The sequence below is a fragment of the Thermogemmatispora sp. genome (assembly GCF_019683635.1).
Classification (GTDB): domain Bacteria; phylum Chloroflexota; class Ktedonobacteria; order Ktedonobacterales; family Ktedonobacteraceae; genus Thermogemmatispora.
Map to the genome: position 1 here is coordinate 33,603 of NZ_JADGIA010000002.1, position 14,728 is coordinate 48,330.

General features: G+C 59.8%; 11 protein-coding genes. 9 read left to right on the forward strand and 2 right to left on the reverse strand.

Going from position 1 to position 14,728, the window contains the following annotated elements; all coding sequences use genetic code 11:
• Nucleotides 1-653 precede the first annotated feature (653 nt).
• The 8 genes from IRZ31_RS00520 to IRZ31_RS00555 all read left to right on the forward strand — a co-directional run bounded on the left by IRZ31_RS00520 (nt 654) and on the right by IRZ31_RS00555 (nt 8,456).
• Nucleotides 654-2,027, forward strand: a complete 1,374-nt coding sequence (locus tag IRZ31_RS00520; RefSeq protein WP_297148398.1) for a vWA domain-containing protein — start codon at nt 654-656, stop codon at nt 2,025-2,027.
• 5 nt (nt 2,028-2,032) lie between these two features.
• Entirely contained in the window at nt 2,033-3,040 is a 1,008-nt protein-coding gene (locus tag IRZ31_RS00525) for a hypothetical protein (protein ID WP_297148400.1), read from the forward strand.
• A gap of 194 nt (nt 3,041-3,234) precedes the next feature.
• Nucleotides 3,235-4,269 carry a hypothetical protein gene (locus IRZ31_RS00530; RefSeq protein ID WP_297148403.1) on the forward strand — a complete coding sequence of 345 codons (1,035 nt, stop codon included), beginning with the start codon at nt 3,235-3,237 and terminating at the stop codon, nt 4,267-4,269.
• Nucleotides 4,270-4,422: 153 nt separating this feature from the next.
• Complete coding sequence (locus IRZ31_RS00535) at nt 4,423-5,124, forward strand: chromate transporter (RefSeq protein ID WP_297148404.1); 702 nt, start codon at nt 4,423-4,425, stop codon at nt 5,122-5,124.
• On the forward strand, nt 5,121-5,657 hold the full coding sequence (locus IRZ31_RS00540) for a chromate transporter (protein WP_297148407.1): 537 nt from the start codon (nt 5,121-5,123) through the stop codon (nt 5,655-5,657). The genes IRZ31_RS00535 and IRZ31_RS00540 overlap by 4 nt, the downstream gene beginning before the upstream one ends.
• A 561-nt stretch (nt 5,658-6,218) precedes the next feature.
• On the forward strand, nt 6,219-6,842 hold the full coding sequence (locus tag IRZ31_RS00545) for a superoxide dismutase (protein ID WP_297148408.1): 624 nt from the start codon (nt 6,219-6,221) through the stop codon (nt 6,840-6,842).
• Between the two features lie 421 nt (nt 6,843-7,263).
• The gene (locus IRZ31_RS00550) at nt 7,264-7,602 is read left to right on the forward strand and encodes a hypothetical protein (protein ID WP_297148410.1); all 339 of its coding nucleotides are present in this window, start codon (nt 7,264-7,266) and stop codon (nt 7,600-7,602) included.
• Between the two features lie 89 nt (nt 7,603-7,691).
• Nucleotides 7,692-8,456, forward strand: a complete 765-nt coding sequence (locus tag IRZ31_RS00555; RefSeq protein WP_297148412.1) for a hypothetical protein — start codon at nt 7,692-7,694, stop codon at nt 8,454-8,456.
• A 180-nt stretch (nt 8,457-8,636) separates the two neighbouring features.
• Here IRZ31_RS00555 and IRZ31_RS00560 read toward each other — a convergent pair whose 3' ends face one another.
• Entirely contained in the window at nt 8,637-9,440 is an 804-nt protein-coding gene (locus IRZ31_RS00560; protein ID WP_297148414.1) for a type III pantothenate kinase, read from the reverse strand.
• A gap of 120 nt (nt 9,441-9,560) precedes the next feature.
• Nucleotides 9,561-10,232, reverse strand: a complete 672-nt coding sequence (locus IRZ31_RS00565) for a hypothetical protein (RefSeq protein WP_297148416.1) — start codon at nt 10,230-10,232, stop codon at nt 9,561-9,563.
• Between the two features lie 433 nt (nt 10,233-10,665).
• On the opposite strand from IRZ31_RS00565, the gene IRZ31_RS00570 reads away from it, so the two are divergent.
• The gene (locus IRZ31_RS00570; protein WP_297148418.1) at nt 10,666-14,469 is read left to right on the forward strand and encodes a UvrD-helicase domain-containing protein; all 3,804 of its coding nucleotides are present in this window, start codon (nt 10,666-10,668) and stop codon (nt 14,467-14,469) included.
• Nucleotides 14,470-14,728: the final 259 nt, after the last annotated feature.

Genomic DNA, 14,728 nt, shown 5'->3' on the forward strand with positions numbered 1-14,728 from the left:
CTGTCAGGAACTTTTTGGATGCGGTGGCCCCTACACGGGACCTGTTGCCTACAAGCACGAGTCTGGATAAGACATCCTGCATTCAAATGACCCCTCCTGCGCCAGCCAAATCATCTGCGGAAAAAGGTGATTACGCGCTCTATCGCGATGGATTCTGGGACAGCCCAGCCTGGCGGCGCTGTTTCCCCTGAGTAGTCTATTGATTTGATTGCCTGTCCGGCTCCGTCCCTCCTGATGGGACAAGGCAGTTTGCTGTTTTTTTGTTGTTCACCATCTTCTACAGGGCAGGAAGCGTATATGTTGGTCATACTCAAAGATTTACCGGGTCCAGGAGATTACCTACAAACAGCATCTGCGGCGGAATATCCGTTTAAGAGGGATGCCTGGAATCGCCTGGTGGGCTACGCTTCCGCCACCTTCCTCAGCAGAAGTCTCCTCTGTGCACATCAGCACTTTCTGCGAGGGCGGCAGGCGTAGCTCCCAAAGCTGTCAGCGCCGGTCGACCCGTGTTCTCTGGTTCCTGTATCCGTCTTTGCCTGCGCGCGCACGCGTGACCCACCGCGACATGCTGTCGTCGTGATTCGTCCCATTTTGCGCGCTTCTTGCATTTTTTAATCTTATCGTCATGTAGTATTGTGACGGAGAAGCTGCCTATGGACAAGAAGTTGCTCATCGAGTACCTGAATTGCCGCCAGATTCCGCTGACCGGACAGGAGCAGATGGTGACATTGCATCAGAGACTGTGCGAGGCGGCTCCCGAGTTCTACCTGTACCTGCTGGCTGATCCATTTGCAGATCTCTCGCACAAGCGAGAGATGCTTGCCAATCTGATTCGCCTGCCAGCAGCCCACACTGTCACCAGGCAGCGTATAGTTGAACAGCTGCGCGTGTTGCCAGCTGAGGAGGCTCTGCTGGTTGCCGATGTGATCCGGCAGCGACGCATCAATAACCGGCGCGCACGTGAGATCGGCCTGCAGCTGCTGATCGGTCATGAGCAGTTCCCGCAGCTTGCGGCAGCCCGACGACAGCGGGTCACGCTCTTGTTAAAGCATCTGCTGGGCGAGCGTACGTGGTCTTCGGTCCGGCGCTTCCTGGCGCAGCCGAGCGAGGTCGGAGAGAAGTTCTTGCAACGCGAGCTGTTGCACTACGCGCCCAATCCGGCTATCGCGCGAGAGACGCTTTGCTTCCTTGCGGGGGTGCCTTTTGATCCAAGCGACCCCACGCTGGCAAAGCGCATCGCCGCGCGTGAGCAGTTAGAGCACGGGGAGGGTCTCCCGCGCGAGACCCTCTTCGGCCTGCGCGGCATCTATCATCGCGATATGCCTGCCAGCCGTGTGCGCTCGCTCTCCGCTTCGGAGGCACGGGTCGAGTGCCAGGATGGACCGTTGACTATGCTCTATAGGGAGGCCCTCCATCGGGGGGTGAAGAGTGAGAATTACTCTGAGGAGCTGTGGCGGTGTACCGAGCAGGCGGTGGCCTCGCTACCGCTGATCGAAGGCCGGCTGGCTGTGGTCCTGGATCTGTCGGCCTCGATGACCTCATCGGGCGAGCGAGCCTATCATCCGGCGGCCCTGGCGCTGGCTCTGGTGCATCTGTTGCAGCAGCGCGTGACTTCGGTGATGCTCTATCAGGTAGGTGGCAGCGCCCTTGCCAGCGAGGAGCTGCTGCCGAGACCACGGGGTGTAACCGATCTGGCAAGCGCTTTGTTGGAAGCCGCTCGCACGCAGCCGCAGGCGATTCTGCTGATTACTGACGGCTACGAAAATATGCGCTCGGGCGACGCGGCCCTGGTCCTGCAGGGTATGCGTCTGCTGGGTCTGGCCATGCCTGTCTATCAGGTGGTGCCAGTTTACTCTCGCTCCGAGCGGCTGCAACAGCGCCATCTGGGCGACGATTTCCTGCTGTTGCCTGTGTTGCATGAGCAAGGAGTGCGTGAGGTGCTGACCAGGCTCTTCCTAGATTACACGGCTGAGTTTATCTCTCCGGTTGATGCGGAACAGGTGCAACAACTCTTGCTTAAGAGGTGATAACCATGATGGAGATGCAGGTCAAGCAGGAGGCGGCGGAAACCTCTCCTCTTCCAGGGCTGCTGGCCCACCTGGCCCCTGGTCCGCTCGTCTCCTGGGGCATGCTGGAGGTCGTCGGCCTTTTCCCGGTCAGCACTGAGCAGGAGCAGAGTCGCGCCCGCTTTGTTCCTCCTATGCGCTCCCTGGAGGTCGTCGGGTCGCCTGGCTATGGAACGCTCGTGTTGCGCAATCGCGCCACCGATGGTGTGCTGGTGCTGCCCATGCACGTGGCTTTCTTTCAGCCAGGAGTGCAGAATCACGCAACCAGTCGCGTGCTGCTCCTCGATGCCAGCGAGACCTTGACGGCAGACGATTGCTTCTGCATCCAGCAGGCTCAGAGCGGCACTCTGCGCCAGGCCCAACAGCGCTTCTGCATGTTGCCTCTGGGGCTGCGCCGCGCGGCCTTCGAGCTGCAGGGCGTCAAGGATTTTAGTCGCCTCTGGACGGCGATTGCTGCCTACTCGCGCCGCTATGGAGTCAATTACGGTGGCCATCTGGAGCGCTGGCTGCGTCCTAACTTTGCTCAGTTGCTGCCCTACCGCCAGGCGCTGGAGTGGCAGCCCGGTCAGGTCGGCGCAGCTTTCTTCCTGGCTGGCACGCTGGTCGGGGTAGAGGTGGCTCCTAATAGCGCTTACTGGGCGGAGTTACTGCCTGTGCTACTGATCTACTGCTATGGCTCAGCCGCCTTGTTGGCCGAGCGTCAGCGCCGCGCTCCATCTCGCCCAACCCTCAATCTGGAGGGCCTGCGCGATCTGGACGATCTCCGGCAGCGTCTTGCTGAGGCGCGTCGCCGCGAGCGGGGGGAGCATCTTGCACAGCTTTGTACAGTGACTTCGCTCCATAAGCAGGCCCGCCCTGCTGAAAAGCATGCCGGTCTGCGTCTGCTCTCGATCAGCCACGGCGGGTGGCTCGGCCAGATTGTCTACGCCGGCTCTGAGGTAGTCTATCTGTCGCTGTTCCGCAGCGAGCTGTAAACTGTTTTCTCGCTGCTTCGTACAAGCGTCGGTCTCTCTTCCTTCTCGAAGCTCGGGCACGTTCTTCCCTCGGTTTCCGCCCGGGCTTCCCTTTTTCTGCTCTGCTCTTCTTCCCCCTTTTCCCTGGTTGATAAAAGTAAAAATACCGGCTACACTTTTAACAGAAGTTCATCGAGGAAAAGGAGATTGAATCTGTGGAAACTTCAAGGCCAGAGTCGGAGTGGAACCCCGGCCCACCCCCTTCGTCCGACTCGCCTCGGCCTCCCCTGGTGAGGTATTGGGGAAACAGCGATTATTGCTATGCGCATAGCCTGGCGATGGCGCTGCAGGCGGCAGGCGCCGAGCGCGACTGGCTCCCTGAACCAGGTTTCCTGGAATGCCTGACAACCCTCCCTTTCGGTAAGCTCTATCTGGAACTGCCGACAGGACCACAGGTCTTTTTCTCCAACGCTGCTGTTAACCCCAATCAGGGGATATCGCTGGCGCTGAAGACTCTTGGCTGGAGTTGCCAGGAATGGCCTCCCTCTGACGCTGCTTCTGTTGATGAGCGCCAGGCTCTAGCTACCTTGCGTGCTGCTGTCGAGGAGCAACCGGCCCTGGTGGGTCCGCTTGACCTGGGGTGGCTGACTTATCATCCCGAGCATAGCCACTTGCGTGGAGCCGATCACTTCGCTCTGGTGCTGGCAGTCCACGACGAATATCTCTTGCTGCACGATCCTCAAAAGTATCCCTATGCCTGGCTGCCTGTGCGCGACTTCCTGCAAGCCTGGCGGGCGGAGAAGATCGGCTACCCTCATGCACCTTTCACTCTCCGTATGCGCTTCCAGGCTCAGGAGCGGCCAGCTCCTGAGCGTGCTGTGCTCATCGCTCGCACCCTGTCTCTCATCCGCGCTCAATTGGGCCAGTCTTTCGAAGGCCCTGTTCTCTATAGTGGCGTGGCCGCGCTGAAACGTCTGATGGTCGCTTTGCAGGCTGAGCGCTGGTCGCGCTCGCTGGAGCGCCAGCTTGTGGGTTTCGTTCTGCCTCTCGCCTCCCGGCGCCTGCTCGACGCCGCCCTCTTTTTAAGCGAGGCCGGTCTGGCTGCTGCCGCTACCTGCCTGCAAGAGCAGGCTTTGCTTTGCGGTAGGGCGCAGTGGTTTCTTGTGCAACGAAAGCGTCAGGCCCTCCAAGACTGCTTGCAGCGTCTGGTCGTTCTAGAAAAAGAGCTACCCGCCTTGCTTGCTGACTGACTTCCTTGGGGACATGGGGCAAATACCTGAGCGAGAGAGGAGAGCCTGGGGCCTGCCGCTGGCTGGCTTATCCCTGAAGCTATGTGCTAGAATAAAGGCTGAGCTGGTTACTGCCAAACTCCTCCTGTAGCATCTCTACACTACCATACGCTTATGAACAACTTCCACGCAGATCGACAGAAGCCATCGACTCAGCCTTTACCGGTCACTGTGGACACGACGCCTGCTCTCCAGGAGACGAGGGAGCCGCCGCCATCGGTCTGGGAGCTGCTGCGTATCTGGGCCTTGATTGGCCTGCAATCCTTCGGCGGCGGCTCTTCGACACTCTTGCTGATCCAACGTGAGTTTACTGAACGGCATCGCTGGCTGACGATTGAGGAATTTGCCCGTGACTGGAATCTCTGTATTATGACCCCGGGCATCAATCTGGTAGCGATCACTGTGCTCATTGGGCGCAAGCTCGCTGGAAGCTGGGGCGTCCTCGTCTCGTTGCTGGGTTTGCTGCTACCGAGTGCGGCGATCACCACCCTCATCGCCGCCGGCTTTCAGGAGATTCAGCACCTGGCCTTTGTCGATGCCATGTTCCGCGGGGTAGTGCCTGCGACAGCTGGGATCATGCTGGTAGTGGCTATCAACTTTGCCCGCCCACTACTGAAACAGGGCTATCAGGAAGGCATCGGCATGTTGCTGCTCAGCCTGGCCTTCATTGCTCTGGTGACCCTGGCGCTTATCGTTGGCAAAATCGCTGTGGTCTTCGTTGTGGTGGCCTCCGCTCTCGCGGGTAGATTGCTCTTCGTCCGAGCACCTTCCCTGGCCACAGCAGAGCAGCAGTCTGATAACAAGGAGCAGCCATGAAGAATCCTTTTCTCTATTTCTGGCTGTTTCTCAAAGCCTCGCTCTTCTCAACCGGCGGTTTCAGCAATTTTCTCAGCCTGCATCAGGATTTGCTGGCTAACCACTGGGCTGAAGAGAGCGACTTTAGCCAGGCCCTGGTCATTGGCCAATTGAGTCCTGGACCAAACGGTCTCTGGGTCATTGCCCTGGGTTACCTGACCTATGGCTATCTGGGGGCTGCTCTGGCGCTGCTGGCGATCATGATTCCGCCGTTTGTGGCGCTGATCTGGGAGACGCTGTATCAGCGCCTTGGGGGACTGCGCTGGGTCGAGGCGCTGATGCGCGGGGTCTCGCTGGCAGTGGTTGGAATCACTGTGGGTAATACCTGGACAATCATCGGCCATAGCGCCAGCGATTGGCGGGCCTGGGTCATTGGATCTGCTGCCTGCCTGCTGGCATTGAGTCGGCGCGTGCATGTCTTTGTCATTCTGCTATTGGCCGCTGGGGCCGGCCTTCTCCTTTACGGAGGTCTGACGCTACCCTGGTGGCACTGAGCGCGCTCGCTGGCTGCTGGCTGGCGTTGCGCTGGCTATGGAGACGGACTGAGGGTAAGACTGGCTGCCTGTCAAGGCACTGTCCTTTCGTTCAGAGGCGGCCAGCGCTCTTTACGCTATACTAATACATGAGGCAAGCTTGACCTGGCTTGCCCGTTGGCGTCGCATCTGGCTGGTGGGGAGATGTCGGGGCAAGCACAGTCGGCGGACGGTCGACGCTCCTGTGTGGCCTGACGGAAAGGTATGCATCTGCTTGACAATCGCATATCTTATCGAATACAACTAAACAGGAGAGTGCTCTAGTGCTGGCTGACGCGACGCGACGCTCTGGCCAGTCCCTCGACTGCCCCATGTGCTCGGGCGCGCATGCTCGTGTACATGCGTATCTGTGTCTGCCCGCTTGCCGGACCTGCTGCCCTGCTGCCGGGTCCGGTTCGCTTTTCTCTCCTTTGCCCGCCAGCTAGCGCTAGCGCAGGCGAGTGGAACGAGTCGGGCCAGGGCTAGCTCGCTCTCTGAAGCGCCATCCTGGCAATCTCTTGGGTGTAAAAAAGGAGAAGGTCTATGGCATTTGAACTTCCACCTCTGCCCTATAGCTTCGACGCTCTGGAGCCACATATTGATGCGCAAACGATGCAAATCCACCATGATAAGCATCACGGTACCTATGTTGCTAACCTCAACAGCGCGCTGGAGGGCCATCCCTTTGCCAGCCTGCCGGTTGAGGAGGTGCTGAGGCGCATCAACGAGGTACCGGAGAATGTGCGCACCGCGGTGCGCAATAACGGTGGCGGACATGCCAATCACAGCATGTTCTGGCGCATCATGAAGCCTAATGGCGGCGGCCAGCCCAGTGGCGATCTGGCGAAGGCGATCGAGCAGACCTTTGGCTCGTTCGAGAACTTCAAGGCTCAGTTCAATGATGCTGGACTGAAGCGCTTCGGCTCGGGCTGGGTCTGGCTGGTTCTGGACAAGCAGGGGAAGCTGCAGGTGATCTCGACCGCTAACCAGGATAGCCCCTACATGGATGGCCTCTATCCTGTGATGGGCAACGATGTCTGGGAGCATGCTTACTACCTGAAGTATCAGAACCGCCGCGCCGATTACTTGAATGCCTGGTGGAACGTGGTCAACTGGGAGGAGATCGAGCGCCGCTACGCCGAGGGGCTGAGCCAGCAGAAGCAGTAGTCTGGCACGGCGCTTGCTCCCTGTTCCCGCAGCGGAACAAAAGGGAAGGCTGTCAGTCGAGATCTCTCGACTGGCAGCTTCTTTTTTTATTCACCGCTATCCGCCACACTACGCTCCGGCCTGCACCCGATAGCCTGACAACGGAGAGCTGTCGAGCCGAAGAAGCAGACGCGCAGAGAGCAGCTCGCCGGCAGCATTGAGCAAATCTTTGGTTGACCTTGAGCTATTCTTGAGGTTTTTCTGCTATACTCCTCTGCGGAGTGAAAAGCTCAGGTGCCTTCATTCTGTGATGGGTCATCTCACTACGACGGCACCACAGGTCCTGGCCTGACGGGAAGTTTTCCTGATCCGTGCGCAAAGCCATAACTGATCAGATATCAGGCTATTACTGCTATAGAGAATAGGCTAGTCTATGGAGAACATGAGCAAAAAGTCAACAGCGCCCGGCGCGGGCGCTATCCGCCCACTGCTCAGCCTCGCCTTGCTGCTGACTCTGCTGGTGGCGATGCTGGCCCTGACGGCCTGCGCAGGGCATGCTCTGCGCTCGCAAAACCAGACTGCTCCGGCCAGCTCGCAGAGTCAGTCGCTACCAGCGAGCACGAGCAATCAGAGCAGCACACCATCGGCGGGAAGCGGCAGTCCGGCGCAGCAGGTGCAGTCGATTGACCAGCAGGTCCAGGGTACGTTGCCATCTCTGGACCAGTCCCAAAACGACGCCAACTCTAGTGATCAGGGCCAGGATAATGCTTCTCTCCCCTAGGAAGGGGCCTGGCTGGTTGGCATCTGGTACTGTCTTCTGACCATTCTCCTGTAACATATCATTCAAGAAAAGTGTAAGAGGCCAAAGAGATGATGAAACTATTCAAGGGGCTAAAGCGACCCGGTCAGCTGACCCTCTTGACTCTGGTCAGCCTCGTGGTGGCGGGCTTTGTAGGCTATCTGGCTCTGCCGGCCATTGCCCAGGCGGCGCCGGCTTCTGGTGGACAGTGCGCCCGCAACGATGTCCAATGCGTCATCAACGTTGGAAACCAGCTCATCACGGCGCGCCTGAATGCCCTGAATACACTCAGCAGTCGGGTGACGCAGCAGCAGCAGGCTGGACACATCACTGCTGATGCTGCCAGCGCTCTCCAGGCCGACATCGCCACTAACCAGAACGGCCTGAAAGCGCTGCAGAGCAAGCTCGACGCTGAGACCTCGGCCCAGGCTGCCCGCCAGGACGTCAGAAACATTTTCTGGCAGTTCCGCATCTATGCGGTTGTACTGCCACGCGACTATCAGCAACTCCACTTTGATATCGAGCAGAAGCTGGCCAACAGAATGGAGACGGCCAAGGCTGCCATCGAGAAGGCCATCGCCGCTGCTCCCGCCAGCAAGCAGGCCCAGTTGCAGAGCCTCTATAACGACTTCAAAGCTCAGCTCGCAACGGCGGAAGCCCAGTTTGACACTGTGCAGAGCACGCTTCCCACGCTGACCCCAGAGAACTATAACCAGGACCACGCCGCCTACACCAGCAACCTCGCGAAGGTGCGCAGCGCCGAGAAAACAGCTCATACGGCCTTGCATCAGGCCGCCAGCGATCTGCATCAGATTGCCCAATTGCTGAAGAACTAGTCTCCTAGCAACAAAGTGTGGGAACAGGGTCCATAGCAGCAAGAAAGGCGAAGAGGTTCACCCTCTTCGCCTTTCTTACTCTCTGGGAGCGGAGCATCTGGCCTGGCTGCTAGCGGCCAGGCGCAGTCAGCCTCTGGGGCAGCCCGTTGAAAAAGAGGACCGGCTTATTCTGGCCTCTCGCTAGCGCTCCCGCTGGCGATAGCCGTTACGCAGACGCTCGTAGGCGATGCGCAGACCCTCCAGAGGGAGGAACTGGTTCACGTATTGAATCTCAGGGATGAGCGGAGCCATAAAATTGGCCAGGCCTCCGTGGGCGATGATCTTTACTTCGTTCTGATCGGACACCTCGGGGATCTCGGCGCGCAGGCGGTGGATCAGCCCCTGGACGAGGCCCACATGGCCGTAGATGATGCCCGACTGCATGTTCTCGGTGGTGTTCTTGCCCAGGGCCGAGCGCGGAGGGGTCAGCTCGACGCGGAAGAGGCGCGCGGCGGCATTGCTGAGGGCCTCGGCTGAGATCATCAGCCCTGGGGCAATGGCGCCACCGAGGAAGTCGCCCTGGGTTGAAATCACATCGAAGGTGGCGGCTGTGCTGAAAGAGATGACTATGGCGGGACCACCATACAGCTCATGAGCGGCGATGGCCGTTACAATGCGGTCTGAACCGACTTCCCACGGGTTATCGACCAGCAGGTGCAGTCCCAGATCCAGCGTGTGATCGACGATGATGGCTTCCTGATGAAAATAGCGCTGAACCAGTTCCTGGAAAACTGGCGTCAACGGCGGCACGACACACGAGAAAATAACGGCATGCACGTCGCCGAAAGCGTGCCCGCTATGGTTCATGAGCGTGCCCAGTACCATCGCATACTCGTCAGCAGTGCGCTGGCGCACAGTGGAGACGGTCCAGTGATGTTTGAGAGCCTCACTGTTGTATAGGCCAAACTTGATATTGGTGTTGCTGATATCAATAGCCAGCAGCATAGGGCACTCCTATCGGTGGCCACAGGATGGCGTGGAAAAGACAAAAGGAGGTATATGCGTGCATGCGCACGGTCGGTCTACGGGCAAGAGAGATGGCGGCTCGTTCCCTGATCCCGCCGCTTAGGCGATCTGCTGCGCTCTGGCGGCGTATTGTTTCAGTAAGGCGGCGATCAGGAAGGGATCGCCGTAGGCTGTATCCGTAGTGACAACGACCTCGCTATTGGTGCGTGTGTCGATGAATGCGAGCGAGGTAGGGGCGCGCGAATTCATCGCCTTGCGCCGTTCCTCTGGCGACTGGGTCATACCACGCCCAAAGAGAAAGCCCACCATGTTTTCGCTGGCGCTGCCAAGTTGCGCAAGCTGGTTGGTGGGTGGCGTGCGGTCCGGCTTGGCCCGGCCTCTGGCTGTCACATAGCGGACGTTGATCAGGGGAACGTGAATGACCTTGCTCCCGCTTTGCTGCACAAAGTCCTCGGGCGTGATGACAATCAGATAATCCTGCGCTCTGATGAGACGACGTACGTCGTTGATCAGGCACCAGATGCTGCCAAGACCGATGAAGAGGAGAATACCGAGAAAGATCGTGCTGGCAATCGCTCCGAAGGCGCTGTGGTAGTTTTCGGGTACCATGATAGGAAAGATTGCTGCAAATAGGATGAGGCCCAGAGCTGCCCCGAAGAGCCACCCGATGATCGAGAGGATCACTCTGCCGCGCTGCAGCGGCAGCACAATCCAGCCATCTGGCTTTTCTTCCCCCGCTCTGGCGCGAGTCAATATTTCGGATGCTTCCATGACCAGGAACCTCCCATAGGTATGAGGGCGTGTCCGCTCCCTTGCCGCCGCGCTACGCCTGGCCGTCTCGCCCGCCGCGCGCACCAGGTAGGACTAGCCGCCTGCCTGTCTCCCTCAATTATAGCAAAATCAAGGCCACTGCACAGAAGGTTTCTGCCCGGTCTCCGCTGCGCCTGCCAACCCTGATTGGGCCGGGCCTGGCCCTCGATCGCTGGCCCTCATGCGGACGCCTGCCATCTTTCCGGCTCTGTCGGCTCTGCCTCGTCGCTGGTTGGCCACCGCGGACGGGCATGATATCATGATATAATGCTGCAGAATCTGTGGATCTCCTCTTTCTTCCTCTCTCTGACCGGCCTGTGGTCTCCAACGAGATGGCAGGACGACAGGAGGGGCAGGAAGCAAAGAACGAGTTGCGGGGAGGGAGGCGCCATCTATGGAACAAGAGACCCGCGCGCTGGCCACGCTGACGGCTCGCTATTTGCGCCAGCGCTATCGCTACGTCAGGCCATCCTGGAAGGCCGAGGCCCTTCCGCTGGATGAGTTGGTTGCCTGGCTTGGGCTGGAGATCGCCACCTTTCACCCTGCTGATCACCCCCCAGGTACCTACGGCTATCTGGAGCCTGGCGACAATCTGATCTGGATCTGCCGTAATCTGCCAGAGCCTCAGCGGCGCTTTACGCTCGCGCATGAACTCGGTCATGTTATCCTCCATCGTCCTCTAAATGAGACGATGCTCCTTCTGCTACCCGAACTTGAAGAGATCTTAGAGCCTCTCGAACGAAGACTGGCAGTGCTTGCTGAGGAGGAGCAAGACCAGATCGCTTTCTGCGGAGAGGAGGAGATTCGCGAGGAGATCGGGGCACTCTCTGATGAGGGGAGTGTCGAGGAGCTGCTCGGCCCTGGTCAGTCCTATAGCCCTCGCAGCCAACGCGAGCTGGCTGCTAATCTCTTTGCTGCCGAGCTGCTGATGCCTCTGGAGGCGGTGCGTGCCCTCTATGTGGAGCATGGCCTCCCGCCGGCCTATCTGGCTAACCGCTTCGGGGTCTCACAGGCCGCTATGCTTAACCGTCTGGCTGGGCTACTCAAAGAATATCCTCCTGTCATGGAGCCACAAGTCCAGCCAGAAGAGCAACCCGCAGAAGAGCCTCAGCAGCGCCCAGGGCCTGCTCTTTCATCTGCGCCTGCACCAACGAGGGCGGGCCGGTCTTACGATGAGTTTCAGCAGGCGGCCATTGCTGCGTCCACCCCAGCCCTGGTGATCGCCGGGCCGGGCAGCGGTAAAACCAGTACGCTTATCGGGCGCGCCGAGTATCTGATCCGCTCCTGCGGCGTCGCGCCGCGCTCTATTCTGGCCCTCACCTTTTCGCGCAAAGCCGCTGAAGAGATGCAGGAGCGTCTGAGTCAGGCTCTGCGGGCCTCTACCGGGCCGAAGAGCGCCGCCTGGGAGCTGCCGGCAGTGAGCACCTTTCACGCGTTCTGCGCCGAGTTTCTGCGCCAGTATAGCGAGCTGGCGGGCCTCCGTCCAGACTTTACCCTGGTTGACGACGCCGAGGGCTATTTCTTACTGCGCAGCCTGACGCCTCGCCTTCCCCTCTATTATTATCACCATCTGACGCAGCCCACGCTCTACTTCCCCGAGATCCTCAAGGCCATCTCGCGGGCCAAAGATGAGCTGGTGACCCCTGAACGCTATCGTCAGCTGGCGGAGCGGATGCTGGAGCAGGCCCAGACCGTTGAAGAGCGCGAGCGGGCGGAGCGTGCCCGTGAAATTGCGGCGGTCTATGCCCTCTATCAAGAGGAACTGGAGCGGCGTGGCGACATCGACTTTGGCGGCCTGATCATGCTGACAGTGCAGCTCCTCGAACGCTATCCTGATCTCCTGCAACAGCTGCAGCATCGCTACCAGCATATCCTTGTCGATGAATTTCAGGATATCAATCGAGCCAGTGGCGTTCTGCTGCGCCTACTAGCAGGGGAGGCCCGCCGTGTCTGGGTGGTGGGCGATGCGAATCAGGCCATTTACGGCTTCCGAGGAGCCTCTCCGGCCAACATCGCCCGCTTCCGTGAAGATTATCCGGGGGCTGCAATCCTCTCGCTGAACCGCAATTATCGCTCGCGCCCCGATATTGTCGCGCTGGCAGAAGCCTTTCGCCTTCAGCGTCTGGAGGCTGGACACTTCGGTGAAGAGGCAGCGCTGCGGCGCAACGAAGCTGTACGCCCCTCGCTGCCAGAGCCGTATGTGACGCTGGCGGTGGCCGAGGATGAGGCCGCCGAGCTGGCGGGCCTGGTCGCTGATCTCCAGGCGCGTGCTCGCCAGGGATATCGCTACCGCGATCTGGTTGTGCTCTGCCGCACGCGCGCTCAGGCCCGGCGCATCTCGCAAGCGCTGGCGACGGCGGGCCTGCCGGTCATAGAGAACGGGGGTACCCTGGAACAGGAACACGTTAAGGATGCGCTGGCCCCCCTCCTGCTGCTGGCAGGACCGAACGGTATGGGGCTGCTCCGCGCGGCACGCTGGCCGGAGTACTCCCTGAGTCAGACCGATGTTGAGGCCCTCCTGTTGGCAGCGCGTGAGCAGCAGGTTGCCCCGGGCCTGCTCGTGCTGCGTGGCGATATTCCCGAGACCCTCAGCGATGCCGGGCGGCGCTCACTGCGCCTGCTCAGCGAGCTGCTTCAGCGCCTGGCTTCGGCTCCCGATATCTGGTCTCTGCTCGCTCAATATCTCTTGGTCGAAACCGATCAGGTGCGCCGCCTCCTGGCCCGCAATGATCCCCAGGCGCGGGCCATCCTGGCCGACTATGCCCTGTTGCTCCAGCTGGCACGACGCTATGACCTGCAACAACAGCGCCAGCTGCGCGAGGAACCCGCACCGGCAGAGAATCAGCCTATCAGCCCACTAGCGGATGCTGCGCAGACTGGTCCTCTCTATGAGCAGGTCCGTGGCTTCCTGGAATATTTACGCGTCCTTTTGATGCTGCGTCAGGACAGCAGCACGCGCCAGCAGAGTCTTGAGGAGAGCCAGGGGGATGGGGCGGATGTGGTGCGGGTCATGACTGTCCACGCCAGCAAAGGTCTGGAGTTTCCCGTGATCTATTTGCCTGGACTGAATCAGCAGCGCTTTCCTGCCACGCGACGCTATAATCCCGTGCCGCCCCCCGACGGCATGCTCTCCCTCGAAAGCGATGAGGCCGCCCTCCATGAGATCGGCGAAGCCTGCCTCTTCTATGTCGGCGTCACGCGCGCCCGAGATTATCTCGTTCTAAGCTATAGCCGTCGCCCAGGCAAGCGTGCGGCAAAACCTTCCGTCTTTTTGGAGCCACTGCTGGCCGGTCTGCCACCTGAGCGCCTCATCAGGATAGAATGGCGCGGACCAGGACCAGGTCAGAACGAGCCAGCCGCGGCTGACGAAGAAGAGAGGCGCGGGGAGTCTGAGGCTGCTCTTTTGACCCGGCCCCACGAAGAATTTATCCGCGCCATGCAGCCGGAAGTCCTCAATGCCTCTGCTGTCGAATGCTATCAGCAATGCCCGCGTAAGTATCTCTACAACTATATCTATCGTTTCCAGCCTCTTCAAGAAGGTTACTCCCTCTTTGTTCAGGCGACGCGTAGAACGCTGGAGACGCTCTATGAGTGGGTTGGACGAGCGCAGCGGGCCACCGCCGAGGGACAGCAGGTGTCAGCGACCCCGCCGACGCGTGAAGATGTGCATGAACTTTATAGCCGATACTGGCGCGAGCTTGGCGGCCACGAATCCCCTTTTGCCTCGCTGTACGAACGGCATGGACGCGAGGTAGCTGAGCAGCTCCATCGCAAGCTGCTGGACAGCGCCGAGACGCAGCGCTGGCAGCTCTGGCGAGGCTTCACCATTGAGATCGCCGGGCAAACGATTCGCGTCGATGTCGATCGCGTCGAGATGCCGCGGCAGCCTGAGCAACCGGTGCGCTTCGTGCGTACGCGCTTTGGCCGACGCAAGCAGGAGCCGGAGCCGGACACGCGCGAATTACTCTATATGCATGCTTATCGTGAGCACTATCCCGGGCAGGAGGTCGAGCTTCACAGCGATAACCTGACCACGGGCGAGATCAAGACTGTCAAGCTTGGACAGCGGCGCGAGCAGACTCTCTACTCCAGGCTGGTCGAGAGTCTGGAGCGCCTCAAAGAACACGATTACGCCGCGACTCCCGCTGACCCGGGCCGTTGTCCGATGTGCCCCTTCTTTCTTATCTGCCCGGCCTGAAGTCTTCTCTCTGGCCTCTCATTGCCTACCATACCCTCATCTGGCCAAGAAGCCTGTAGTCTGGCCTGAGCCGGCAGAGCTAGAAGGCCAACTTGCCTCCTCCCGCGACACTCAGTATGGTATAATGGCCGCCAGGTGAGACGGGCCACTGCCGCCCGTCGCTTCCGAGAAGCTGACCCTTTCTTCTGGCTGGAGCCATGACCAGGGGTAAGAGACGCTCTTCAGGAGAGGGTGAATCTAGACCATTTCTCAAGAGAGA

Excerpts from the sequence above, each read along its gene's own strand:
- IRZ31_RS00520 (WP_297148398.1), top strand. The coding sequence starts at position 654 with ATGGACAAGAAGTTGCTCATCGAGTACCTGAATTGCCGCCAGATTCCG.
- IRZ31_RS00525 (WP_297148400.1), top strand. The coding sequence starts at position 2,033 with ATGATGGAGATGCAGGTCAAGCAGGAGGCGGCGGAAACCTCTCCTCTT.
- IRZ31_RS00535 (WP_297148404.1), top strand. The coding sequence starts at position 4,423 with ATGAACAACTTCCACGCAGATCGACAGAAGCCATCGACTCAGCCTTTA.
- IRZ31_RS00540 (WP_297148407.1), top strand. The coding sequence starts at position 5,121 with ATGAAGAATCCTTTTCTCTATTTCTGGCTGTTTCTCAAAGCCTCGCTC.
- IRZ31_RS00545 (WP_297148408.1), top strand. The coding sequence starts at position 6,219 with ATGGCATTTGAACTTCCACCTCTGCCCTATAGCTTCGACGCTCTGGAG.
- IRZ31_RS00550 (WP_297148410.1), top strand. The coding sequence starts at position 7,264 with ATGAGCAAAAAGTCAACAGCGCCCGGCGCGGGCGCTATCCGCCCACTG.
- IRZ31_RS00555 (WP_297148412.1), top strand. The coding sequence starts at position 7,692 with ATGATGAAACTATTCAAGGGGCTAAAGCGACCCGGTCAGCTGACCCTC.
- IRZ31_RS00560 (WP_297148414.1), bottom strand. The coding sequence starts at position 9,440 with ATGCTGCTGGCTATTGATATCAGCAACACCAATATCAAGTTTGGCCTA.
- IRZ31_RS00565 (WP_297148416.1), bottom strand. The coding sequence starts at position 10,232 with ATGGAAGCATCCGAAATATTGACTCGCGCCAGAGCGGGGGAAGAAAAG.
- IRZ31_RS00570 (WP_297148418.1), top strand. The coding sequence starts at position 10,666 with ATGGAACAAGAGACCCGCGCGCTGGCCACGCTGACGGCTCGCTATTTG.